The organism is Pedobacter ginsengisoli, from assembly GCF_002736205.1.
Lineage (GTDB): Bacteria > Bacteroidota > Bacteroidia > Sphingobacteriales > Sphingobacteriaceae > Pedobacter > Pedobacter ginsengisoli_A.
In genome coordinates, this window is sequence record NZ_CP024091.1 from 2,013,836 (window position 1) to 2,037,481 (window position 23,646).

General features: G+C 39.2%; 17 protein-coding genes. 3 read left to right on the forward strand and 14 right to left on the reverse strand.

Annotation, left to right across the window (positions count from 1 at the left end):
• Positions 1–4: 4 nt before the first annotated feature.
• The 10 genes from CPT03_RS08265 to idi all read right to left on the reverse strand — a co-directional run bounded on the left by CPT03_RS08265 (position 5) and on the right by idi (position 11,317).
• Positions 5–1,501, reverse strand: coding sequence for a tagaturonate reductase (locus CPT03_RS08265; RefSeq protein ID WP_099438410.1), 1,497 nt, complete (start codon positions 1,499–1,501; stop codon positions 5–7).
• A gap of 140 nt (positions 1,502–1,641) precedes the next feature.
• Positions 1,642–2,514: a cysteine synthase CysM gene (gene cysM, locus CPT03_RS08270; RefSeq protein ID WP_099438411.1), complete on the reverse strand. Its 873-nt coding sequence runs from the start codon at positions 2,512–2,514 to the stop codon at positions 1,642–1,644.
• Between the two features lie 50 nt (positions 2,515–2,564).
• Positions 2,565–3,374: a serine O-acetyltransferase EpsC gene (gene epsC, locus CPT03_RS08275; RefSeq protein ID WP_099438412.1), complete on the reverse strand. Its 810-nt coding sequence runs from the start codon at positions 3,372–3,374 to the stop codon at positions 2,565–2,567.
• A 76-nt stretch (positions 3,375–3,450) separates the two neighbouring features.
• Entirely contained in the window at positions 3,451–5,358 is a 1,908-nt protein-coding gene (locus CPT03_RS08280) for an AAA domain-containing protein (RefSeq protein WP_099438413.1), read from the reverse strand.
• A complete protein-coding gene (locus CPT03_RS08285; protein ID WP_099438414.1) occupies positions 5,358–5,744 on the reverse strand; it encodes a DUF3037 domain-containing protein in 387 nt (128 codons plus the stop codon). Before CPT03_RS08285 ends, CPT03_RS08280 begins: the two co-directional genes overlap by 1 nt.
• Positions 5,722–6,519 carry a HipA family kinase gene (locus CPT03_RS08290; protein ID WP_099438415.1) on the reverse strand — a complete coding sequence of 266 codons (798 nt, stop codon included), beginning with the start codon at positions 6,517–6,519 and terminating at the stop codon, positions 5,722–5,724. Before CPT03_RS08290 ends, CPT03_RS08285 begins: the two co-directional genes overlap by 23 nt.
• 9 nt (positions 6,520–6,528) lie before the next feature.
• Positions 6,529–8,763, reverse strand: a complete 2,235-nt coding sequence (locus CPT03_RS08295) for a beta-N-acetylhexosaminidase (protein ID WP_157766380.1) — start codon at positions 8,761–8,763, stop codon at positions 6,529–6,531.
• Positions 8,764–9,005: 242 nt separating this feature from the next.
• Positions 9,006–9,473, reverse strand: coding sequence for a hypothetical protein (locus tag CPT03_RS08300; protein WP_157766381.1), 468 nt, complete (start codon positions 9,471–9,473; stop codon positions 9,006–9,008).
• Positions 9,474–9,540: 67 nt separating this feature from the next.
• Positions 9,541–10,734, reverse strand: a complete 1,194-nt coding sequence (fabV, locus tag CPT03_RS08305; RefSeq protein ID WP_099438418.1) for an enoyl-ACP reductase FabV — start codon at positions 10,732–10,734, stop codon at positions 9,541–9,543.
• Positions 10,735–10,762: 28 nt separating this feature from the next.
• Positions 10,763–11,317 (reverse strand): isopentenyl-diphosphate Delta-isomerase, encoded by a 555-nt coding sequence (idi, locus tag CPT03_RS08310; RefSeq protein WP_245870006.1) that lies wholly within the window; start codon positions 11,315–11,317, stop codon positions 10,763–10,765.
• Between the two features lie 93 nt (positions 11,318–11,410).
• Between idi and CPT03_RS08315 the strand changes: the two genes are divergently transcribed.
• A complete protein-coding gene (locus CPT03_RS08315; RefSeq protein WP_099438420.1) occupies positions 11,411–13,888 on the forward strand; it encodes a family 78 glycoside hydrolase catalytic domain in 2,478 nt (825 codons plus the stop codon).
• A 62-nt stretch (positions 13,889–13,950) separates the two neighbouring features.
• Positions 13,951–14,223 (forward strand): alpha-L-rhamnosidase C-terminal domain-containing protein, encoded by a 273-nt coding sequence (locus CPT03_RS23365; protein ID WP_410522629.1) that lies wholly within the window; start codon positions 13,951–13,953, stop codon positions 14,221–14,223.
• Here CPT03_RS23365 and CPT03_RS08325 read toward each other — a convergent pair.
• From CPT03_RS08325 to CPT03_RS08340, 4 genes are all read right to left on the reverse strand, one after another.
• The gene (locus tag CPT03_RS08325; RefSeq protein WP_099438421.1) at positions 14,213–15,487 is read right to left on the reverse strand and encodes a glycoside hydrolase family 71/99-like protein; all 1,275 of its coding nucleotides are present in this window, start codon (positions 15,485–15,487) and stop codon (positions 14,213–14,215) included. The two genes, CPT03_RS23365 and CPT03_RS08325, sit on opposite strands and share 11 nt — an antisense overlap.
• Positions 15,488–15,492: 5 nt before the next feature.
• A complete protein-coding gene (locus tag CPT03_RS08330) occupies positions 15,493–16,284 on the reverse strand; it encodes an NIPSNAP family protein (RefSeq protein WP_099438422.1) in 792 nt (263 codons plus the stop codon).
• Between the two features lie 87 nt (positions 16,285–16,371).
• Entirely contained in the window at positions 16,372–17,556 is a 1,185-nt protein-coding gene (pncB, locus tag CPT03_RS08335) for a nicotinate phosphoribosyltransferase (RefSeq protein ID WP_099438423.1), read from the reverse strand.
• Positions 17,557–17,564: 8 nt separating this feature from the next.
• Entirely contained in the window at positions 17,565–21,569 is a 4,005-nt protein-coding gene (locus CPT03_RS08340; RefSeq protein WP_099438424.1) for a hybrid sensor histidine kinase/response regulator transcription factor, read from the reverse strand.
• 196 nt (positions 21,570–21,765) lie between these two features.
• Here CPT03_RS08340 and CPT03_RS08345 point away from each other — a divergent pair, with 196 nt between their 5' ends.
• Positions 21,766–23,613: a glycoside hydrolase family 2 protein gene (locus CPT03_RS08345; RefSeq protein ID WP_099438425.1), complete on the forward strand. Its 1,848-nt coding sequence runs from the start codon at positions 21,766–21,768 to the stop codon at positions 23,611–23,613.
• Positions 23,614–23,646 lie beyond the last annotated feature (33 nt).

A 23,646-nucleotide genomic window follows, 5' to 3' on the forward strand; every position in this document is an offset into this window, starting at 1 on the left:
TCTTCTATTTTGCCTTGGCTAATGCTTCTGTTATGCCAAGGTTATTTATGTTGTTATAATTTTCTTGTACTGTTTTAATAAAATCTGTTAAACTTGTCAGGTCCGTTTCCCATAATTGCTGGTCAGACAATACGGAGCTTACATAATCGGCCTCGCTTAGCTTGCTTTTTTCATAGAAATAAGCAGCCTGATCGTCGGTAATTAAATATTCATTACCATTATATTGCCCAAAGTACTGATTTTCTTCCTTTTTATGCGATCTCATAAAACATAAGAATGCCGCGAAGCCAAATGCTATGCTTGATGGAACTTTATTAAACAGCTTATAATATTGGCTTAAAACAGGTAAAATCCTGATTTTCATTTTCATGGTGTACTGAAAAGTAATGTTGAGCCACAGGTGTTTAATGTATGGATTTGCAAACCTGTCTAAAACAGCAGCAGAAAAAACCATGGCCTCATCGCCCGGGACCTTATAAGGTATAGCAGGTACAATTTCTGACTGCATTACTTTTACTACATAGCTTTTTATGGCCTGATCGTTCATTGCATTTGTTACCGTATCTATACCAGATAAATAGGCAATTCCTGATGTTAACGTGTGCGAACCGTTTAACAGCCTTACTTTTAGCTCTCTGTAAATTTCTATATCGGGCTTTACAATTACCCCATTATCAACTTGTTTAAAGCTTAACAGTTCAGCAACTTTTTCATCGCCTTCTATGGCCCATAACCTATATGGTTCGGCCATAATCAATAAGTTATCGCTATACCCTAATTGTTCTTTAAGTTTATCTAAAGTAGCATCATCGGGTTTACCGGGCACTATCCTATCAACCAGAGAATTACAGAAGTGAGCATGGGCTTTTAACCAACTTAAAAACTCAGGTTCAAGAACATTAAATTCTGCCAGTTCAATTACAATAGACTCTAGTTTTTTGCCATTTTCGGGGATTAGTTCTGTTGCTATAATAACAATATCGGCAGCTTTGGTATCGCCTAATGCTTTATACCTGGCATGTAGTACAGCCAATAGTTTTGCTGGGAAAGAAACGGGAGGGTTTAAATTAATGTTTTCCTTTAATAAGGTAATACCTACCTCGGTTGTATTCGAAACAACAACCTGTAAATCAACACTCTGTCCTATCTTTAATATCTCGCTCCATTCTTTATCAGCCGATAATACCCTGCTGATGGATGAAGATATGATATTCTCTTTAATAGTCTGGCCATTCTCTAAGCCTCTAACACAGATGGTATACAGACCATTTTGCTCATTAAAATCGTTCAAGTCGCCTTTACTGGTCGATTTAACTACAGCTACCCTACCGTTAAATATGCCCTGACGGTTAGCTTTATCAATAAAATAATCTGGAAGGCCACGTAGTAAAACGCCGGTTCCAAACTGTAATACCTTTTCAGGAAGATTTAGTAATGTGTTATCTGGAATGATAACGTTTTCATTATTTATGCTCTTTAAAATATTTTTAGAAATAATCATGTTGAAATTTCGGTCTGTCTAAAACAATTCTACATAATTATTATAAGGAATAGCCATTTTAAGACGAAATTATTTACGCAATCGTTATCGTTACAATTGATTGCAACTGCTTTCTAAAATTGCAAAAAATTAAAGCTGTGTTAGCCAAAAAGATCGCTGCTCAGGTAGCGGTCTCCCCTGTCGCATGCAATAAATACAATAAGGCCCGATTCCAATTCTTCGGCCAGCCTTAGTGAACATGCCAGTGCTCCACCTGTGCTCATACCTGCAAATATGCCTTCTACTTTGGCAAGCTTGCGTGCAAGTTCTGTAGCTTCCTGCTGCGAAACGTCCATTACCCTATCAACCCTGCTTGGGTCAAATATTTTTGGCAAATAAGCCTCTGGCCACCTTCTTATTCCGGGAATTGATGATTCTTCGGTTGGCTGACAACCCACAATCTGTATAGCCGGGTTCATTTCCTTTAAGAACATAGAGTTCCCCATAATGCTTCCGGTTGTGCCCATTGAGCTAACAAAGTGAGTAATTTGCTGATTGGTGTCTCTCCAGATCTCCGGACCGGTAGTTTTATAATGGGCAAGGTAGTTATCAGGATTAGAGAATTGGTTTAATAAAAAATAGCCCGGTTGTGCTCCTTTTTCTTCTGCATAGTCGCGGCACACCTCAATAGATTCAAGCAAGGTAACCTTTGCGCCATAGGCTTCCATGGTAAGGGTACGTTCGCGGGTTGAATTGGAGGGCATTACCAGCTCAATCTCCAGGTCGTAAATACCGGCAATCATAGCTAAGGCAATACCTGTGTTTCCGCTGGTAGCTTCTATCAGTTTAGTTCCTTTTTTAATATCTCCGCGGTCCATCGCACTGCGGATCATGTTTAATGCTGCCCTGTCTTTTACACTGCCGCCGGGGTTGTTCCCTTCCAGCTTGGCAAAAATTTTAACATTCGGATTGGTATGTAACCTTTGGATTTCTACAAGTGGTGTGTTTCCTACAAACTCAACTATATTTCCCATTATTAAACTATGCTATTCTCTGGTTTACAATTTTATTAAAGACTCTGATTTTAAGACTGTTTGGTTTCGATTACCTTAACTGCCGACTGATGATATACCGTTGAATGCGGAGGTACACTTTTGGTTAACCAAACGTTTCCTCCAATAATACAATCGTGCCCAATAACAGTATCGCCACCTAAAATAGTTGCACCAGAATAGATAATTACATGATCTTCAATGGTTGGGTGCCTTTTAATACCCTCCATGTACTTTTCTACGCTTAATGCCCCAAGGGTTACTCCCTGGTACATTTTTACATAATTGCCGATAACAGTGGTTTCGCCAATAACAAGGCCCGTTCCGTGGTCAATGTAAAGGTATTCGCCAATTACTGCACCCGGGTGAATATCTATACCTGTAATTGAGTGTGCATATTCGGTAAGGATTCTGGGTACTATTGGAATTTCGGCCTGCAGCAAAGCATGGGCAATTCTATATATGGCAATAGCAAGGAAACCGGGATAACTTCTGATGATTTCAAACTCGCTTTTGGCAGCCGGATCTCCCTGAAGAATTGCTGAAAGATCTGTATTCATCCTTCTGTATAGTTCAGGGATGCTTTCAAATATCTTTTTTGCTTTTGCTTCGTTGTTACAATGCTCGCAGGCTTTTGTGCCGTTTAATATTCGTACCAGCTCTTTTTCTTGTTTTAAAAACAAGCGTTTGATCTCATTAATTGAATAATCTGGCGAGGTTAAGCGTTCGGGATACAACAAATTCATCAAATTCATTGCCCATTCTGCAACTTCATGATTGGATGGTACAGCCTCAATTTCAAGCTGTTTCTTATAAATATGAAGATAAAATTCCTCGTTCATTTTAATGAGTGGTGTTTGATTTTAGCGTAAAGAAACGAAACAAATCACAATCATGCTAATTTGATTGTTTCTATGATTAAAAACCGACAAATTCCCACGCGCTTATATAGGCATTTTGCTTTTCTGCATAGCTGATAAAGCCCGAATAAAACTCTGATCTGGAAAGTGTAGCACTATCGCCAACAACAACCAGTTTCTTTCTGGCTCTCGTCATTGCTACGTTCATCCTTCTTGTATCGGCTAAAAAGCCTATTGCACCATCGGTATTGCTTCTGGTTAGACCAATGTACACAATGTCTCGCTCTTGCCCCTGGAAACTATCAATAGTATTAATGCTGATTTTATCTTTATATATCATTAGCTGATCTGACCCTGTAATGAGCTCATTAAGTATACGGATTTGCTGTTTATAAGGTGATATAATCGCTATTGTAGGAAAATTAGCCGCTGTATAATGATCAGTTAGCTTAGCAACCAATTGTGCTAAATGTTTTAATAAAAACACGGCCTCTTCTGGGTTGGTAGTACTTGTTCCTTCCAGTTTTTCTTCAAAACCACAACCAGCGGTATCTACAAATTCAAGCGGTGGTTCCTGGGTTAACAATAAGCCGTGTGCAACGTTAGGATGAGCGGTTAATTGATCATTGTAGAATACTAAAGATGGGTAGCCCATTATCTGCGTATTCATTCTGTATTGCTCCTGGAGTAGAACTACAGCTTCTGAATGCATTAAGGTACATTTTTCCATTAATGTATTGCTTAAGCCTTCTTTTGCTGCCTGTGTAGATTTAATGGTTGGTGGCAGCTGGCAATGATCGCCGGCCAGCACCAGCTTTTCGGCCTTTAAAATTGGTACCCAGCAAGCTGGTTCTAAAGCCTGTCCGGCTTCATCAATTACAACAGTTTTATATTTAATGTCTCTAACTGTATAGTGGTTGGCACCAATTAAGGTAGCAGTAATGACCTGGGCTTTTGCTACAACATCATCAATAATGTATTGCTCTGCATTGTTCACCTCTTTCATTATTTTGTGTGCTTCGTTAAACAGTGCTTTGCGCTGTTCCTGCTCTGCCTTGCCAAAATTGCGCTTATACTTATGGGCCATGTTCTTGTACTCGTTGGCCTGTTTTTTAAGTGATCTTAGCTCTTTGGTAGCGCTATGCCCGGCAATTTTACTATCCATAGTTAAGGATACCAAACGCTCAGAAACCCTTGCCGGATTCCCCACGCGCAATACATTCAATCCTTCTTCAGCTAGTTTTTCGCTTAACAGATCTACCGCTGTATTACTTGGTGCAACCACAAGTACCTTCTGTCCATCATTTGCAATTAGCGCCTTAATGGCTTGTACAAGGGTGGTTGTTTTACCTGTTCCCGGTGGGCCGTGAACTATGGCCAGTTCCTGTGCCTGCAAAATCTTGTTAACTGCTTTTTGCTGAACAGGATTTAACTGCGGTACTGCAACAGCTGTTAAACTGGCATCAAACGTAGGTGCTTTTTGCCCTGTTAATACTTCTGTTAAAACAGAATCCGCTACTCTATCTTTTGGTTTTTGCGCCAGTTTAAGCGCATTTTGCATTTCATTATAGCTGTTGTCATCAAACAGCAGATCTATACCTAATTTGCCATCGCTGGCCCAATCTGGCAGTTCTTCTGTTAGTAATGTAATTTTAAGTTTGTTCCCGCTCTGGTGGCTTATTGTCCCTTCAACCCTGTCGTTTTTAGGATCGTGATTAGAAAACAATACGGCCGATGCACCAAACCTAAGCTGATGCGAAATATCATGATGGGTAGTGCGTTCAACCACAACTGTAAGGTAATCGCCCCTACCGGTTTCAGATCCACGAATTGCAATAGGATACCATGTTAATCCGTTTTCACGACGATCGGCTACCGAAGCCGATGCGGTAAGTTTCAGGTAAGAATCGAGGTCTTCCTGTCGCTCAATTTTAAGTAAATCGAGGAGTTTTTTAAAATACTCCATTATAAAAGCACTAGCTGTTTGTGCAGCTTATTAAGTGTTTCCATTGCATCTTTACAAAATCCGGGATGTACTTTTGATGATTGCACAACAGTACTACGCGTAGCCGTAAGCCACCTGAAGCGCGAAGCGGCATCCAATTTGCCAATTGGGCCACTATCCTTTTCGCCCGCACAGATGCGCTCAAAAGCAATCAGATTTGCTTTTAAAACATCGCAGTCCAGATCTGCTTTAAAAACTTCCAATCTGCTTTCATCTAAAGAGATCAGCGCTCTTAAAAACTTTTGTTTTGCACAATACACAACCACACCCACATTAATGAATTCTTCGCGTTCAACCCTTGGAACCACACGAATAACTGCGTACTCAAATAAGTGACTCTCTTGCATTTTGTGCTTCTTTTACAAAAACTTCTGAATTGGCAACTCTCGAAATCAGGAACTGACGATAAACCTGTCTGCCTTCTTCGGCGGTTTCCTGGCCCGACTCATCTGTAAGCCACTCTTCCGGAATCAATGATACAATTGATGTGATCAGTTCATCAGTTAAAATAGCTTTAAACGCTGTATCAACTTCGTTAAGCTCACTTGCCCGAGGCAGCAATACATGATCTTTAACCAGCGCGAAAGGCCTTATAGCCTGCTCTTGCCAGTTTTGCATAGAATGATGGAAGTATAATGATGCGCCATGATCTATAAGCCACAATTCTTTATGCCAGATCAGCATATTGGTATTGCGCGCGGTACGGTCCATGTTGGTTAATAAACAATCTAACCACACAATTTGCGAGGCCAGCCTGGCATCAACAACGGTAACCGTAGGATCGAATGTTATTGCTCCTGAAAGATAATGTAAGGCTAAATTTAAACCTACACTGGCTTTAAGCAGATCCTGAATCTCCTCGTCTGGTTCGGTGCGTCCAAAGGCTTCGTCCAGATTTGCAAAAACTATTTCGGGCACTTTAAATCCAAGTGCCCTGGCAATTTCGCCTCCAATAATTTCTGCAATAAGGGCTTTTACACCCTGTCCGGCGCCCCGAAACTTTAGTACATATAGGAATTCATCGTCGGCCTCTGCAATGGCAGGCATAGAGCCTCCCTCGCGCAAAGGGGTAACATATCGAATTACATTAACAGTCCTCAATTGAGGATGGATTTTATTCATGCCACGAAATTACTGTTTTTTAATAAAAACAGCACCATTCGAATCATTGTCAACATCGCCCCTTACCACAGCCTTTAAGGTAAAGGCTGCTCCTGTCTCGTAAGCATCAACTTTAAATTTATACTGATTGTTTTCCTGACTTGATCCTGTATAGCCATCATGAACGTCTTCTGCTATTTTAACGCCATTTTTATAAAGCTCTACAGATTTGATTTCTAAACGCGAGTGTCCTTCTGTGTACCAGAATGAAAGCACATACTCTCCGTTTTCATTGATCTTTCCGGTAGCATTCATTTCTAATGTACCAAAGTCTTTTCCTTTTATTGCTGATGGTTTCCACTCTGCAACCAAGGCACCGTACTTTTTAAACTTGTCGTATTTTTCAGGGAAATAAAGCGGTAACGAATACTGGTTACGGTTTACTACTGTAATTGCACTAAAATCGGAAAGTTTAGGTACGGTTACGGCTTGTGTATAAACCGGCGAATATACATTGGCGCGGGTACCATCAGTAGTATATCTGATCTGTGCACCCTCTACGTCGCTTTCCAGTTTTATAGTAAAGCCATTTGCCCCTTTTTCGTTACTGATCAATTTAGGCAAAGGCACACGATAGCCAAAACCTGCATTGTCGTAGCGTTTGTAATGGGTTCTTATTCTTTTTTCGAAATCTGGCCATGCTTGTTTTTCATGGGCTGTCCAGCATACCTCTGCTAAAGCCGACATCCTTGGGAAGGTTAAATATTCAAAATATTTTTCAGAGCGATCTTCGTTAATTGGGGCAATTTCCTGTAGTACTGTACCATGAATAAACTGGTCTGACCATAGTGTAGCTTCTGCTCCTAATATTTGCGGGCGGTATTTGGGGTCTAAACCTTCTAACATCGGGTTTAGCTGATAAGCTTTTTCTAAAGAAATTGGCTGCAACCATGTTGCCGCTTTTACCTCGCCAGGTATGTTACTTTCTGCAACGTCGAAATAGCAATACCCTGTTAGTGCCATTACTGAATAGTGACCGGCTTCTGATGCTTTAAAAGCTTTTTTCTGATCGTGCCAGATCATACCAACGGCTTTGTCCTTTAAACCATCTTCTATAATCTCATCCCAGCCTACAATGGTTTTACCGTATCCTTTTACCATTTTCTGGATGCGCTGGTTAAAGTAAACCTGCATTTCTTTTTCGGTTTTAACACCTAGCTCCTGCTTTCTTTTTTGGCAATGCGGGCAGGTTTTCCAGCGGTCGTACTGTGCCTCATCTCCACCTATGTGAATGTATTTGGAAGGGAACAAAGCGAAGGTTTCTTTAAATACATCGGCCAGAAAATCAAAAGTAGACTCTTTACCTACGCAATAAATTTCTTTACTGATAGAGTGTTGCGTTTGAACTGTGTATTGTTCGCCGGTACAGCACAAATCAGGATAAGCAGCTATTGAAGCCAAAGCATGGGCAGGCACTTCAATTTCCGGAATAACATCTACATTTCTGGCAGTAGCATAGGCTACTATTTCTTTAATATCTTCTTGAGTATAGTAGCCGCCGGTACGTTCTGCACCCTCGCCTCGCCATGCGCCTACTGATGTAAGTTTTGGGTATTTTTTAATTTCCAAACGCCATCCGGCATCATCGGTAAGGTGGAAATGTAAAACGTTCATTTTATACATTGCCATCATATCGATAAATTTAAGCACGAAGTGCTTTCCGAAGAAATAACGGGCAACATCGAGCATCATCCCGCGCCACTCATATGATGGGGCATCAGCAATCTCAGCACCTTTAATTTTCCAGATGGTTTTTCTTTGAAGTTGTTTGTTGTAAATTTCTGCAGGCAGCATTTGCAATAACGTTTGGGCACCATAAAAAACGCCGGCAGGACTTGTACCTTCAATTGTGATTACATCGTTTTTAACGCTTAGTTTATAGCTTTCTTTGTTTAGGGCATCGGTTTTGGCCATTGGGGCTCCACCTTTGCTTACCTTTAGCACGATTATGTTTTTTACTGCTTTTTTCTGGTCTGTAACTTCAAAGTTGAAGCCTGTTGCAGGTGATAAAGCCGAATAAAGCAGCTCTGCCTGTTGCTTTAAACCTTTCTCGTAATATATTTTTGTTTGACTGTTAAGGGTAAATGAGGCTCCGTTTTCTTTAATACTTGCCGGAAGCGGTATAATATTGAGCTGGGCATACATAGGCAAAGCGCTTATTAGCAATACGCCAAGCATCACCCATTTTGTTAATCTGGTTTTCATGGTAATATTTAGTTTTGGTTGTGTGTTTAGGTTCTTAACTTCAGGAACAAAGTTTTTACTTTGATCCCTTAACACAATGTTAATCAATTATTTTAAGAGAAAATAATAAGGATTTTAGAGAAAAGGGGAAACAAACGGTTGCATGGATTGATGCAAACGTTTGCGCAAAAAGTAAATAAAAAAGAGGATGTTAAATAACATCCTCTTTTTTACATTTTTTTAGCGTTCGTGCCAATGACAAACTATTTACAATCTTTAAAAGTGGCCGCCTGCGCACGCAGAGCCGAAATATATGGTTTCATTTCATTTGGCTCCCTGCCATATTCAAAAGTAACCTTATGTTTCTTATCTCCATATTCTATTTCAACCCACTCAGCACCACCATCAGCACAATCAGGGCAGCCATAAACTTCCTTTAACTGATTAAAAACACTCAAATCAATGCTATCGGCAAGTTTAGACCAATCAGCTTCTGAGATAGTTCCGGTGCATACTTTTGGAACAGCATTTGGCTTGTTTTCGTACCTTTTATATTCCAGTTTTCCACTGGAAATAAAAAGCTGGTTATTGCAATAACCTACACACATGCCAAATGAAGTACCGTAACTAACTTTTAATTTATTCTCGTCTGTTTTTTTGCAACTGCTAAACACCGCAGCTACTGCCATAAGGCAAAAAAGCATGACTAGTTTTAATGGTTTGGTTCTCATAATTATCTAATTAGTTTTAATAACCTATACCAATATTTACAAGCAAACGCTACACCATTAAAAAAATTTAAACCAATCCGGGAACAGCAACCATCTCGTCAGTATCTTTTGTATAATCGATACCATCAACATCAAAGCCAAACAGGTTTAAGAAATCTCTTTTATAACCAGCCAGATCGCCAATTGTAGGAAGTGATTCTTCGGTAGCTTCAGCCCAAAGTGCTGCAACTTTATCTTGCACATCACTATCCATTTCCCAATCATCTACACGGATTCTGCCCTGCTCATCAGTAGCAATACCGTCTTTACTGTATAAACGATCGGCAAATAAGCGTTGCATCTGCTCTATACATCCTTCGTGCGTACCTTTTTCTTTCATTATTTTATAAAGCAACGAAATGTATAAAGGTATAACTGGGATTGCAGAACTTGCCTGGGTAACCAATGCTTTGTTTACAGAAACAAATGCTTTTCCGTTAATGTCTTTAAGCTTATCGGAAATGGCAAAAGCAGTAGCTTCCAAATGATCTTTTGCTCTGCCGATAGTTCCTTTACGGTAAACCGCTTCAGTAACCGCAGGGCCTATATATGAATAAGCAACAGTGATGGCCTCTGGAGCCAGTAAATTTGCAGCTTTTAATTCGTCGATCCACATTCCCCAATCTTCGCCGCCCATAACGGCAACAGTATTTTCTATTTCCTCTTCGTTTGCAGGTGCAATAGATACTTCAGAAACTACTCCGGTATGGAAATCAACAGTTTTATTAGTAAATGTATTTTCGCCAATTGGTTTTAAAACCGAATTGTGCGTTACACCTGTTATTGGATGCACTCTTTTTGGAGAAGCCAGACTGTAAACAACAAGATCAATTTGCCCTAAATCAGCTTTGATCAGGTCAATCACTTTTTGCTTAATTTCAGTTGAAAAAGCATCACCATTTACACTTTTAGCATATAAACCAGCCTTTTGAGCCTGATCTTCGAATGCAGCAGAGTTATACCATCCCGGCGAAGCCGTTTTACCTGGTGCAGGTGGTTTTTCAAAATAAACGCCAACAGTGGCTGCGCCAGATCCAAATGCGCTTGTTATTCTTGATGCTAATCCAAATCCTGTAGAGGCTCCAATTACGAGAACCCTTTTAGGCCCGTCAATTTCGCCTTTTGACTTTACATAATTGATCTGGTTTATTACATTTTGCTCGCATCCTTTTGGATGTGCCGTAAGGCAAATAAAACCGCGCATTCTAGGTTCTATAATCATATTTATATTTTTCGTTTGAGTGGCAATATTAAGGTTTTTTAAAAAGATATCTGTTATAATATTCTATTATCCTGTTAAAGCATATCTTAAGCCATTCGGTATACAGCTCGGGTCTGGCTTTTATATCCTCTTCCAGCATTGTCATATTTATATATTTGAATTCAGATACTTCCTGGGCATTTGGATGGGGCTCCTGGTTGCTTATGCCAAAAAAAACATGGTCGTATTCATTCTCCGAAAGGCCGCTTGCAAGTTCAGCATGATAGGTAAAGTTAAAACCATATTCAAGGTTGCATTCCATCCCCATCTCTTCATTTAATCTTCGGTGGGCTGCTTCAAGTGTTTCTTCTCCCAATCTGGGATGACTGCAACATGTATTGGTCCATTTACCTCCAGAGTGGTATTTATCGTCGGCCCTTCTTTGTAAAAGCAACTCGCCATTCGTATTAAATATAAAAACGGAAAATGCACGATGAAGCTTTCCTGCCAAATGGGCTTCCATTTTTGGCATTGTTCCAATTACATTATCATGCTCATCAACAAGTATTACGCTTTCTTCATCCACTGGTTTCTCTGTCATCATTATAATTTTTGTCTGCTTTTAAACTTCCTAAAGTTGTTAAACAGAACTGTACAAAATCGAATCCGAATGCAAAAATGATATAAATGTTTTGATATGAGTAAAAGAACATGCATTTTTATTTACATGAAACAGAAATTGTTAACGCTTATTTCGCTTGTATTACTTTGTTATTTTCCATTTACAACGTACGCCAATGAAATTTTAACAACAGGTACCTTAACTTGTGAATATGCAAATAATCCGCTGGGTGTTCAATCTAAAGCTCCCAGATTAGGCTGGATCATAAATGCCGAGCAAAGAAACACGCAACAAATTGCATGGCAAATACTGGTTGCTGATAACCAGGCTACTCTTGATAAAAACATTGGGAATATCTGGGATTCTAAGAAGGTTACCTCTAATCAATCCATCCAAATTGCCTATAAAGGAAAGGTTTTGGAACCTGCAAAAGTCTACTACTGGAAAGTAAAAGTATGGGACAACCACGGAAATGTTTCAGTATGGAGCAAGCCTGCTATGTGGCAAATGGGTTTATTGAACAGCAGCGACTGGATTGGGGCTAAGTGGATTGGCTATGAGGAATTACCTGCTGCTGAACGTATTGTACCTGCAATACATTTAAGGGGTAACTTTACTCCGAAAAACGATATACTCCCTCTGTTTAGAAGAAACTTTTCTATTAAAGGAAAACTTAAAAGTGCAACTGCATTTATCTCGGGATTAGGCCATTTTGACCTTAGCGTTAACGGATCGAAAGTTAGCGACCATATATTGGATGCCGGATGGACTGAATATGATAAGCATGCGCTGTACGTAACTTTTGATTTAACAGATCAGCTAAAAAAAGGCGAAAATACCATAGGTGTTATGCTGGGCAATGGTTTCTATTTTATACCAAGAGATGATCGATACAGAAAGCTAACAGGTGCTTATGGATTTCCTAAGTTAATTTGCCGTATTCTGCTTGAGTATAGTGATGGTAGTAAAGAGAACATTGTGAGTGATGAGCGCTGGAAAACTTCTCCATCTCCAATAACCTATACCAGTATTTATGGCGGCGAGGATTACAATGCAAACCTTGAACAAAAAGACTGGGATAAACCTGTATTTGATGATGCGAAATGGAAGAATGCAATAATTGTACAGGGTTCGCCCGTTTTAAACTCGCAAACCGCAGAGCCGGTAAGGATATTTGAGAACTTTACACCAATCAAAATATCAAGTCCTAAGCCCGGCATATGGGTTTACGATATGGGTCAAAATGCTTCTGCAATTCCGGCAATAGAAGTAAATGGTAAAAAAGGTGCGGTATTACGGATTACTCCTGCTGAACTGCTAAATCCTGATGGAACTGTAAACCAATCTGCCTCGGGCGTGCCACATTATTACGATTATACCTTGAAAGGAGTAGGTAACGAGAAATGGCAGCCACGTTTTACTTATTATGGTTTTAGATATGTGCAGGTTGAAGGGGCTGTTCCTGAAAAAGAAGAAAACCCTAACAATTTACCTGTATTAACTTCCTTAAAAAGTCTTCATCTTAGAAATTCAGCTGAGAACATTGGCAGTTTCAATTGTTCAAATGAGCTGTTCAACAAAACATTTAAACTTATAGATTGGGCAATTAAAAGCAATATGGTAAGTGTTTTTACAGATTGTCCGCATCGCGAAAAATTAGGCTGGCTAGAAGAAGCGCACCTGATGGGAGGCTCAGTTCAATACAATTATAATATTGCCTCGCTTTGCAGGAAAATAGTTAAAGATATGATGGCAGCCCAGACCAAGGAAGGCTTAATCCCTGATATTGCTCCGGAATATACTCATTTTGATGGCGGTTTTAGAGATTCTCCGGAATGGGGAAGCAGTGGTGTAATAGTGCCATGGTATACTTACAAATGGTACGGAGATAAGGATGTGCTTGAAGAAAGCTACCCAATGATGCAGAAATATGTTGCTTACTTAAGCTCAAAAGCAACCAATCATATGCTTGATCATGGTTTGGGAGATTGGTATGATATAGGGCCAAATTCGCCGGGCGAAGCTCAGCTCACTCCCAAAAAGCTTACTGCAACTGCCATTTACTACTATGATATTGACATTATTACTAAAGTTGCCAGGTTGTTGGGTAAAACTGAGGATGCAAAAAAGTATGAAAAACTAGCTTTACAAGTGAAAAATGCTTTTAACGCAACTTTTTTTGACAAAGAAACCAAACGATATTCTACTGGGAGCCAAACTGCCTACGCCATGGCCCTTTATATGAATCTTGTTGAACCTGAATATATAGAGGCTGTAGTAGCTAATCTGGTTAATGAAATTAAAGGTAGAAACAACAGCCTTACAGCAGGCGATATTGGTTACCGGTATGTTCTAAAAGTGTTGGATGATGCAGGACGTTCGGACATAATTTACGACATGAACAGCAAATCTGATGTGCCGGGTTATGGCTGGCAGCTTGAACATGGGGCAACTGCACTTACAGAATCGTGGCAGGCTTATGGTTTTGTATCAAACAATCATTTTATGCTGGGCCATTTAATGGAATGGCAATATAGTGGCCTAGGGGCATAAAGGCGGAAAATGATGCTATTGCTTTTGATAAGCTTGAAATAAAACCGGAACAGGTAGGCAATATAACACATGCACAGGCCAGCTATAAAACTCCTTACGGGAAAGTTGTTTCGGCATGGAACAAAACTGCAAACAGCTTTGAACTTAGAGTTGATATTCCGGTAAATTCTAAAGCAACTATCTATATTCCAGCTACTCAAAGTGCTGCTCTTTATGAAGGAGTAACCCCTATCAAAGATTTGAAAGAGGTTACTTTTAAAGGTTTTAAAAATGGTTTAGCAGTTTTACAGGTCGGCTCGGGCAGTTACAATTTTAAGGCTGTAACTAATCCTTAGGCTTTAAGGGCAAAGGAACATCTTCATTAAAAGGAACCTGTTTTCTGAGCATTTTACCTGCATAGCCGGAAAGGTATAAGTAGTAATCTGATGGTATATCATCCTCAAATTTCACAAAGGTGCTTGCTCCAATCGGTGGATTTTTAGAGACTTTGAAAATAGCTGTCCCTTCGTCTACTTCATCAAACATGGCTACATAAAGCATCTCTGCACCATTTTTTATTGCGGTAGAGAGTTGTTTCCAAAAGAACCTACCCCTATTTCTTGGGATTTGATTTGAAGGCGATTTTGGGTTCATATTATGCCAGCTAAAGCCGGGAAACACTACCCCAACATAATCCAGTTTATTCTGTTTGCACCAGGCAATATCTCCTTTCTGCACTTCTGCATATTTGCTATAAGTAGCTTCATTGCTGTACCGCCCAATAGTCCAGGGATGAACAATGTCGGCTTTTTTTATGATGTCATGAAGCCTTGGGTTTTTCTCTGTGTCGTTTCCAAATTCACGCCAGTAAGTTGGTACGCCTAACATTACAGAGCAGCCTCCGTATACAGGGTCGTTCTTTAAAAAATCGACCATTTTTTCTACATCCTTAAGGGTGTATTTACGGTTGTCGTTAAATCCGACGCCCCATAAAACTACCAGAGGTTTGCCGTTATGGTACAAATAGGTTTGGTTGTTTCCCTGACTGGTTATTTTCATGCTATCAACCAGGTTTTTCCAATCGTTAATGAGTACAGGTACATCAACACTATCTCTTGTACCCGACAAATCGTACATTACGGAGATAGCCCTTCCATACTTTTGTGAGGATTTTAAAGCATTTTCAAGTACTTTATTGAAATGGTTGCGACCAGATTTCCCTCTGATTTCTGCAACAAACCGTTGCATAAAAACACCATCGAGCCCATAATCTTTCATCCATTTAAAATGAGTTTCAACAGTTGATGCATCATGAGCACTGGGCAGGTAGGCAGGGCTGCCATCAGCATGTACAAAAGATGTTTGATATACTTTTTTTAGCTCACTTGTTTCGGGCCATAAATCAACATTTGTACTTCCCGGTTCAAATTTTCCTTTAGATTGGTAATGATACCAGCCGCGGCCGGCACCATCGTCAGGTGCGTTATGCCAGCCCTGATAGCCGGCCATTATTAAACCTTTATAACTTTTAAACCGAGATGCTTTACTGTGTTTACTTTGCGCAAATACAGTACCCGTAAACAATAATGCAGTAAGTAAAACTGTATGCTTTATATTCATAAAATTTAAAAATCAGAGTAATCGGTTGGAACTATGAATTGGGTATCATTTCTGGAAACGTTATTTTGATATTCGGGCAAAGCTGATACTCGCTTCCATTTAGGATCGGCACTAAAAACCTTCCAATGTTCATCTCTTGATTTTTTGTCGCTGTAAGTGGTTAAATACATTAGATTTGGCATACGGCTACCGGCCAATACCTCTCCGTAAAACACTGCCTGACTGCCTATACGATCAAATATTTCTACTTCTTCATTATTGAACATCTGAACCTTGTTTATATGCTGTTTTTCGGAAGCACTCTCGTAGCTACGTAATTCATAAATACGCTCGCTTTTGGCATTACTGAATACTGGTTTCTTTAACATTGGCATTCCGGAAAATGCTTCTAAAATGATATTTTCTTTTCTTACAAACGCGGCATCATTATAAGCGGAATTTACATACTCTGCTCCTTTTACTGCCAGTTCTTTATCCTTTAAAAGCAATTGCGACACCTCACTAAACTGTTTTAGCGATTGAAACGCAAGAAAAACATAGATCTTTTTATCAGTAGCTGTGTCTATATCCGCAGCTTTAAATACACCTACGGTTTTAACGCCCAAGCGGTGTGCGGCAGGCACATAAGCTTCTGAAAGATACTTATCTACCCTATCTTCCTGAACTTTACTTTTAAGATGGTATACTGTTATTTGATAAAATTGTTTTGGAGGCGCAACAGCAATCGATTGCATTACACTACCAAGAAGAAAGACAATAACCGCTGTGTAGCGATTAAACAAAGTTTTTGATTTCATGTGCTTAGTTTGATTTATGTACTAAAACTAGATAATTTACTGCAAATTAAAGAAATAACAACAAATTCGTTGCGTTACTCTACTACTCTAATCTATTTCAAGAATGGTTTTGGCAAGATTAATCATCCGTTCAGTTCCAGTATACTTGCCGTGTTCATCTGAAAGTTTTACTACCTCTGTCCACTCCCCGTCTTTTGGCTGGGCTTCAGTCATTTTTATAACAATATTCATTGCTGCAGGCCCTGCATCGTTTGTAAGATTTGTACCTATGCCAAATGACATTCCAATCTTATCGCGACAATGATCGGCAATGCGTGCTACCTTTTCATAGTTCAGTCCATCAGAAAAAATTATGGTTTTGGTTTTAGGATCGATACCCATGCTATTGTAATGCGAAATCACTTTATCGGCAAAAAGCAATGCGTCGCCGCTATCGTGTCTAACGCCATCAAATAGTTTTGAAAACATTTTATCGAACTGCTTAAAGAATACTTCGGTGGTGTAAGTATCAGATAGTGCTATGCCCAAATCGCCCCTGTACACCTCCACCCAATGTTCTAATCCGGTAGCGTTAGCCATTTTAAACCCATAACGGGCGGCATGAAACATAAACCATTCATGGGCATGGGTTCCGATGGGTTTTGTTCTGTGAATCATGGCCATATGAACATTGCTGGTGCCTATAAATGAACCCTCTCCATATTGGCTAAGGGATTGAAGTACTAATCTGTGTACCTGGTAAGAGTATCGGCGACGTGTACCAAATTCGGCTACTGTTACGCCCAAACGGCGGTAGTTTTCTATCTTTTCTTTAGTATGGTTAATTACCTCGTCGTTAGATATTCTTTGAGAATCATTAAGAATGTAGAATAGTTCGCAAATGAGCGACATTAATGGCACTTCCCATAAAATGGTACGGTACCATAGCCCTTCTACATGCACTTCTAGCTGATCTCCGTTTTGCGTAACATGTACCTCTTCGGGATTGTAGCGATATCCTTCTAAAAAATCAAGGTATACAGGATCAAGATATGGACAATTTACCTCCAAAAAATGTTTCTCTTCTTTGCTTAGTTTTAATGTTGCCATTTCATTTACAGCTTCTTTTAAAGCTTTAGCAAAACCATCTGGAAAAGAATGCTTACCCCGGTTTATAAATGCATACCGAGCCTTTGCCGACGGGAATAAACGAATTACCCCCTGCTGCATGGTAAATTTATAAAAATCGTTATCGAGAATTGATGATAGCACTGGCAAAAGAGATAAATTCATGTTCTAATTTATTCATTTTTCCTGAAGAAATTATTAGCATACTCTGACGGTGTTACACCAAACTGTTTTGTAAAAGCCCTGCCTAATTGAGATTGAGAAGTAAAACCTGTAAGATCAGCTATTTGCTGAATTTTGTAATTTGTTTCGACAAGTAGTTCTGCCGCCTTTTTAAGTCGTGTGATGTTGATGAGCTCATTTGGCGAAAGATTAGAAACAGACTTTATTTTGCGATAGAATGTTGCCCGGCTCATGTTTAGCGTTTCGGCAAGTTTATCTACATCCAAATCTCGGTTTGCAATGTTTTTAACAATAAAATCGTTTAGCTTTTCTAAGAGGATTTCATCAGGTTTGGTATGTGCAATGCTTTTTATATGAATTAGAGGCGAGCGAACAAAGTAATCTTTTAGCTGATTTCTATTGAACAACAGGTTTTGAATTTGAACCTGTAAGTGCTGCGGTGAAAACGGTTTCTCTATATAAGCATCGGCCCCAATTTCCAATCCTTCTATTTTTGATTGAAATGCACTTTTTGCGGTTAAAAGGATAAGTGGTATGTGGCTATAATCGAGATTGGTTTTTACCTGACGGCATAATTCGTAACCATCCATAACCGGCATCATTACATCACTAACTATTAATTGTACGGCATTATCCTTTAGCATATCAAGTGCAACCTGGCCATTAGATGCTGTAATGCAATTGTAGGTATCACCTAATTCCTTTGCGATAAACTGAAGGATGTCTGCGTTATCATCTACCAATAATATTAATGGCCTGCCTTCTTTTGTTATGTTTTCTGTTTCAAAATCCTGCTCCTGCTGAATTGGAATTGTTATAACTTCTTGCTGAACTGGTTTTTCTGTGAATGTTGGGGTTGATGGGTAAAATGGCAGATTCAGTTCAAATACATTCATGTCGTTTTCATCGGCATGAAAAGTTAAAGTACCGCCATGTAATATTGATAAAGACCGGGCAAGTGCCAGGCCTATACCTGTGCCTATTTGATTTGATGTTTCCTTTAATCGTACAAAAGATTCGAAAATTCTTTCCCTCATTTCCTGAGGGATTAAAAAGCCATCATTTTTAACTGTAATGGTATACTGATTGGTGTTTGGCTCTGGATTAAGTAGCAGCACCTCGACCCTTTTTTCTGAATATTTTATGGCATTGCTCAATAAATTGCTTAAAATTTTATTTAATGCTTCTTCATCTGCATTGCTGTAAAATTCTGTTTGTGGCAAATTGAGCTGGAAATAGATCTGCTTTTCTTCGGCGGCATTTTTGAACCGCAGGTAATGCTCCCTCAAAATTTCACTGATGTTACTTTTCATCAGGTTAAGGCTGTACTCTCTGGACTCTATTTTTCTGAAATCGAGCAACTGGTTTGTTAAATGCAATAACCTGTCGGCATTCTTTTCCATGGTTAGGAGATAGTTAAGTACCTCCGGCGCAGGGGCATATTTTTTTATAACTGTTTCCAGTGGCCCTTTTATTAAAGTAAGCGGAGTTCTAATCTCATGTGTTATCTGGGTAAAGAATTCAATTTTAGCTTCGTAGATTTCCTTTTCTTTTTGGTTCTCCAGCTGCTCTATCCTTCGCTTATTTCTGAGCTTGATTTTATTGTTTGTGTATAGTACAAGTGCATAAACCGTAGCAATAGATAAAATAAGATAAAGAAAATAAGCCCAACCACTTAACCAAAATGGCGGAGATATTTCTATAATCAGTTTTCTGGGAGTTTCGTTCCATACCCCGCTGCTGTTTGCCCCCTTTACCAGAAAGGTATAATTACCGGGACTAAGTTTTGTATAGAACACCCTTCTGTTCTTTTTGAGATAGGTAAAATCTTTATCGACCCCTTCCAGTTTATAGGCATATTCTGCTGTTTCGTGGTCAGTGTATGCCAATGCTGCAAAATCAATACTAAAGGTAGACTGGTCGTATTTAAGCTTGATCTTATCTGTATAGGATATTGATTTTTTAAGTGGAGAGCCTTCGGTATTGATTAATAACTCTTGATTAAACACCTGAAATCCTGTAATGTACACCTGAGGTATAATGGTATTTTGCTTAAACTTAGCGGGATTAAAACTTACCAATCCGTTTACACTACCAAAATAAATTTGACCTGCAGCATCCTGAAATGATGAATTATAATTAAACTGATCACTTAACAGGCCGTTGGCCGTAGTATAAATCCTTATTTTTTTTGATGCAGGGTTATAACTGATTAGTCCTTTAGATGAACTTATCCACAGGTTGCCTGCTTTATCTTCTTCAGTTTTATAGAAAACATCGCTCGGGAAGCCATCCTTAGTACCATATCTTTTAAAGGTTTTATCTGAAGGATTAAATTGGTTTAAGCCATTTTCTGTGGTAATCCAAAGCATTTTATTGGCCGATATAAATACGCCGTTCACAAAATTATCACTTAAGCTATTTTCGTTTTTAGGATCGTTTTTATAGATACCCTGCCTATTCGTTTTAGCGTTAAAATATAAAAGACCGCCGCCTATGGTTGCTGTCCAGATGGTACCATTGTCATCCTCTGTTATGGCTGTATAATGAAAATCGTGAGGAACCTGAGTAATGAGACTAAAATCGCGGGTGGCTTTATTATAGCGGTGCAATCCATATGAAGTACCAACAAGGATTTCTCCGGAACGGGTTTGATAAATGCAATCGACAAAGTTACTTTTAAGTGCGTTTGGTTGATTGCTTTTATCGTAATGTCTTATTACCTGGCCCGATTTTATATCCAGTATATCCAGCCCCTGCTCGTACGTACCAATCCATAATTCATCGCCTATAGCTTTTAAACCATGAATATTGGTATGTGCAATACTGGTTTTAGAGCCGTCGGGTATATATGCTGAGAAATCGCCATTTGACGAGATCTTGTTTACTCCAACATCTTCTGTACCCACCCAAAGGTTTCCGTATTTATCATTACATATCTCGCGGATGGCATTTCCGCTTAGCGACCGCTTATTATTCTGAGGGAAAAACTTATCAAAAAAAGTAAATGGTTTTGGGTAATAATTAACCCCGCCAAAATATGTTCCTACCCATATACCGCCCTCCTTATCTTTTGCAAAGGTGTAAACTGCATTATCTGATATGGCATATGGATCGTTTGGATTTTTACGCAGGTTAGTATACTTTCCTGTTTTTATATTGCAAACAAACACGCCTGATTCTGTAGCCACCCAGTACTCATCGCCCTCGTTATGAATAAAGTTTTTAGCATAAATGCTTGTTTTATCTTTATTAAAGGTTAAAATATCCTTATAGCTTAAAGTGGCAAGATCAAACAGTTTTACGCCCTGATGAGAGGTAGCAATCAGAATTGAATTTGATTCGGTAGCATATATTTTATCTATCCAATGCGAGATAACCGGTGCCGAATCTTTAAAAACGTTGAATGAGGTAAAAGTATCATTTGCTTTGTTATACTTTCTTAGCAATCCATCTGGTGATGATACCCATAATGTTCCATCTTTAGAAAAGGTTGTTGCTGTTGCTTCGAAATCCTGATGCTTACTAAACTCCTGGAAAGCGCCTTTGCTCTTGTTATACTTATAAAGTTTGCGATCGGCAATAAAGCAAATTTCGCCATTGCCATGGCTTTTCATATCCCAAACTCCTTTATTAATAGTTATTGGAACAAGTTTAAACTGCTGTGTAGTATCATTATAACAATACAGACCATTTGATGTACCTACCCAGAGTTGTTTTTTTGCATCCTCAAAAATCGCCCTGATCACGTTATTTCTGAGACTTGTAGTATCGCCTGGTTTGCTACGAAATACCTTAAAGCTGTAGCCATCAAACCTGTTTAAGCCATCTTTTGTACCAAACCATAAAAAGCCTTTTGAATCTTGAACTATACTAAAAACTGAATTGTACGACAAGCCTTGCTCTACCTGATAATGCCTGAAATAATAAGGTTGAGCCTTGATAAGGTTCAAAAAAACAAAGAGGAAAAGAGCAGTAGTAATTAGCTTTTTCAAGTTTAGTTTGTAAATGGTTAAGGTTACAATTACCAGGCGGTTCTTGAATGGGCCAAATTAATTAATTTCAAAACAAATTGCGACGATTTGAATAAATTTTGAGCCAATTTGTCAAAACATAATTCCTTTATTTGAATATTCGTTCGGCCTGTTTGACAAGGATGAACACACAAATCATTAAACCAAGTATTCATTTATGAAATTATTCTCTTACTTAATCGGGCTTTGCCTTTCCCAGTCGTTAATCGTATCGGCACAGTCGCAAAACTGGAAGCCGGTGCCAGGAAAAATCTCGACACCCTGGGCTGAGAAGCTAAATCCTGCAAACCCACTACCTGAGTATCCACGACCACAATTGGTACGAGCCAATAACTGGAAAAATTTAAATGGTTTATGGAACTATTCTATCAACCATAAAAATGAAAGTGAACCCAAAGCATACCAAGGCAAAATATTGGTTCCTTTTGCAGTTGAATCATCTTTATCTGGTGTAGGCAAAACAGTTGGTAAGGACAGTTTGTTATGGTACCAAACCAGTTTTGCTGTACCAGCTAACATGAAAAACACCGTTTTATTGCATTTTGGTGCGGTAGACTGGAAGTCGGAAATTTATTTAAACGGCAAAAAAGTTGGTACACATGAAGGTGGATTTGATCCGTTTTCGTTTGATATTACTCCTTTCTTAAAAAAAGGCGGTAAACAAGAATTAACTGTTAGTGTTTGGGACCCAACGGATAATGGCCCTCAGCCTAGAGGTAAACAACAAATAAAACCAGAAGGTATTTGGTATACTCCGGTTACCGGAATATGGCAAACAGTTTGGTTAGAAGGTGTTGCTAAAAGCTATATTGCATCAACCAAACAAACACCAGATATTGATGCAAAATCTTTAACAGTCTCGGCCGATGTGCAAGCTGCACAAGCTGGTGATAAATTAAAAATTAGTGCTTTTGATGGAGCTACCAAAGTTTCGGAACAAGAGGTAGATGCTACTGAAACGGCTACATTGGTTATTGCAAACCCTAAATTATGGTCGCCATCAAGCCCTTTCCTATATGATTTAAAAGTTGCATTGGTACGTAATGGAAAAACTGTTGATGAGGTGAAGAGCTATTTTGCTATGCGCAAATCATCAATGGGTCCGGATGCCAATGGGATCCAAAGAATGCTGTTGAATGACAAATTTGTGTTTCAATACGGACCATTAGACCAGGGATGGTGGCCAGATGGCTTATATACTGCCCCTACTGATGAAGCTTTGAAATTCGACATTGTTAAAACCAAAGAAATGGGCTTTAACATGATCCGCAAGCACATAAAAGTTGAGCCAGCACGTTGGTACTATGAATGCGATAAACAAGGTGTTTTAGTGTGGCAGGATATGCCAAGCGGTGATTTGGGTAACCAATGGGAACCTAATTTAGGCACTATGGGTGGTACTGATAAAGATCGCTCTGCAGAGTCTGAAGCCATATACCGTAAGGAATGGAGCAAAATCATGGACGATTTACACAATTTCCCAAGTATTATTGTGTGGACTCCGTTTAATGAGGCATGGGGACAGTTTAAAACCAAAGAAATTGCAGAATGGACTAAAGAAAAAGATCCTTCGCGCCTGGTAAACAGTGCCAGTGGTGGTAACCACGTTGTAACCGGCGATATTGTTGATTTACACCACTACCCTAACCCAAGAATGCCTCGCCCTGATTTATTCGGCCCAACCCATGCTATTGTTTTAGGTGAATATGGTGGCTTAGGTTTGCCTGTACCCGGACATAGCTGGAAAGAAAAAGACAACTGGGGATATCAGACATTTAAGACTGCCGATGAGCTATTTGATAAGTATGCTTCATTTATGAAAGAGATGGAAGGACTAATTAAAAAAGGACTTTCGGCAGCGGTATATACTCAAACTACTGATGTTGAACAAGAAACCAATGGACTAATGACTTATGACAGAAAGGTTATTAAAGTGCCTGCAACCAAGTTAAAAGAGGTTACAGACAAACTTTACAACCCTGATCTTGTTAAAATGAACCCATAAAAAACGATTTGTACGGAGAGGTGTTTTTTTCAC